The sequence below is a fragment of the Streptomyces sp. SID3343 genome (assembly GCF_009865215.1).
Classification (GTDB): Bacteria; Actinomycetota; Actinomycetes; order Streptomycetales; family Streptomycetaceae; genus Embleya.
Map to the genome: position 1 here is coordinate 1 of NZ_WWJX01000881.1, position 2,467 is coordinate 2,467.

Sequence of the window (2,467 nt, forward strand, 5' to 3'; positions counted from 1 at the left end):
GACCGCGGCTTGTGCGCCCGGGTCGCCGTGTCGGGCGCGGGTCAGGACCAGGGCGGTCTGCTGCGCCCCGCCGTCCTCGCGCTCGCCCGCCTCGGCCAGCAGCCGCGCGGGGGCGTCGTTCCAGCCCAGGCCGGGGTGCTGACCGATCTCACCGGCCGCACCGGTGCGGCCGGTGAACGGCCTGCCGTCCACGAGTACACCCACGCCCAATCGGCGCCCGATCTGCACGTACAGCACGTCTGCGGTGCCCCGCGCCGCCCCGACGCGGTGCTCGGCCAGCGCGGCCAGATTGGTGTCCTTCATCGCCGTGACCGGGCAGCCGAGCCGCGCGCCGAGGTTCTCGGCCAGGCGTACCCCGCTCCAGCGCGGGATGGCCACGCTCAGCCGTACCGCTCCCGCGGCGTCGATGATGCCGGGGGTTCCGGCGCCGACCGCCCACAGGGGCGCCGGATCCTCGGCGAGCAGTTCGCGCGCCAGCTCCGCGGCCGCCGCTATGCGCGCCTGCGGCGCGGAGTCGACGGGCAGCGCACGGGTCCCCGACGCGAGGTGGCGGCCACCGAGGTCGGTCAGGCGTACGGACACCGAGGCCGCGTCGATGTGGACGCCGGCCAGGCGGCCCGCGTCCAGGTCGAAGGCGTAGCGCTGGGCGGGGCGGCCGCCGGTCGGCACGGACTCCAGCCCGTCGGAGCGCACGGTGCCCGCCTCGAGCAGCTCGGCCACGATCCCCCGCACCGTGGGCCGGGAGAGCCCGGTCACTCGGGCGATCGCGTTGGTCGCGAGCGGGCCGCCCTCGTAGAGCAGCCGCAGCACGCGACTGGTGTTGAGCCGGCGCAGCGCGCTCTGGTCGCCGCCGGGTAGGGCCTCGGTGTCCTTCATGAATTTCTCGTGCGTCCCCTCTTGACGTGGTGTTGCCCGGGTCCCATTCTCTAGCGAAAGAAAGTTTCTTTCCAAACTCGTAGCTTAGAGTCGCTCGTCCTTCCGTCGGATGTGACGGCGCCCACACCATTCTCTCGTTTCCCGTTGGAGCTCACGCCATGAAAATCGGCAAGATTCTGGCCTGCGCGGCCGTCGTCGCGGTGGCCGCGACGGCATGTGCGCCCGGTTCCTCGAACACCGCCGGTGCCCCCCAGCCGACCGGGCCCGTGCAAACCGGCGTGCCGGAGGGCCAAGCGAGGCTGAAGCTGGTCTCGACCCCCGAGTCGGGCGCCGCGATCAAGGCCGTCATCCAGGCGTTCCAGGCCAAGCATCCCAACATCAGGATCGACTACCAGGACACGAACTACGACGACTACAACAAGAGCCTGAACCTGTCCCTCGCCTCCGACCAGGCGCCCGACATAGCACTGCTCAACTCCGTCGGCGCGACGGTCAAGGACAAGCTGGTCCGCGACCTGAGCCCGTACGCGGCGAGCTACGGCTGGGACAAGACCTACCCCAGCTCACAGCTCGACCAGTGGCGGGTCGACGTCGACGGCAGCACGCTCGGCCGCGGCGGCCTGTACGCCGCGCCCGCGGGCTTCTCCCTGGTCGGCGTCTACTACAACAAGGCGGTCGCCGCGAAGCTCGGCATCACCGCCCCGCCCGCCTCCCTCGCCGAGTTCGAGGCCGATCTCGGCAAGGCCAAGCAGGCCGGCGAAGTACCGCTCCAACTGGGCAACTCCGAAGGCCACGCGTCCTTCGCCATCCAGCTCATGGGGCAGTCCGCGGACGGTGCCGAGGCGGCGGCCAAGTGGGTCTTCGGGCAAAAGGGCGCGACCTTCGACACCCCGGGCAACCGCGCCGCGGTCGACAGGGTCGCCGACTGGAGCAGGAACGGCTACCTGCCCAAGGGCGTCAACGGCACCGATCTGCAAGGCGCCGTCGACAAGTTCACCAAGGGCGAGGGTCTGTTCTTCATCGACGGCAACTGGGACGCCAAGAAGATCGCGGACAAGCTCGGCAAGGACGCCGGCTTCTTCGCCTTCCCCGCCCCCAAGGCCACCACGATCGGCACGTCGGTCGCCTACGCCGTCTCGGCCAAGACCAAGCACCCCGACGCCGCCGCCGCGTTCCTGGACTTCCTGCGCTCCCCCGAAGCCTCGGCCGAGGAGTTCAAGGCCGGGTTCATGCCGGCCGACCTGTCCGCGGCCAAACCCGAAACCGGCTCCCTGATGGCCGACATCGTGGCCGCCTGGGCCAGGGTCGACGCCGACAACGGCCTGGTCGGGTTCAACAACAACGCGACCGCCACGATGAACGACAAGCTCACCTCCGCCGGCCAGGAACTGATCGCGGGCAAGAGCGACACCGCCGGCTTCGTCTCGGCCGTCCAGGGCGAGTGGGCCAAGACGCATGGCTGACACGCTCGTCCGCGCCGACCGGGCGGCGGCCCCCACCGCCGCGCGGTTCGGCGGCGGGGCCCGCGCCCGAAGGCGCCGCGGCGCCGCGCCACTGTTGTACGTGCTCCCCGCCCTGCTCTTCTACGGGG

The 2,467-nt window shown here is 71.3% G+C and carries 2 protein-coding genes; one reads left to right on the forward strand and one right to left on the reverse strand.

Going from position 1 to position 2,467, the window contains the following annotated elements; all coding sequences use genetic code 11:
- The coding region (locus tag GT354_RS27485; RefSeq protein WP_161359071.1) for an ROK family transcriptional regulator at positions 1-876 on the reverse strand (876 nt) is incomplete at its 3' end.
- Positions 877-1,034: 158 nt separating this feature from the next.
- Here GT354_RS27485 and GT354_RS27490 point away from each other — a divergent pair.
- Positions 1,035-2,339 carry an extracellular solute-binding protein gene (locus GT354_RS27490; protein WP_161359072.1) on the forward strand — a complete coding sequence of 435 codons (1,305 nt, stop codon included), beginning with the start codon at positions 1,035-1,037 and terminating at the stop codon, positions 2,337-2,339.
- The last annotated feature ends 128 nt before the right edge of the window (positions 2,340-2,467 follow it).

Coding starts and splice junctions, on each gene's coding strand:
- GT354_RS27490 (WP_161359072.1), top strand. CDS start 1,035: ATGAAAATCGGCAAGATTCTGGCCTGCGCGGCCGTCGTCGCGGTGGCC.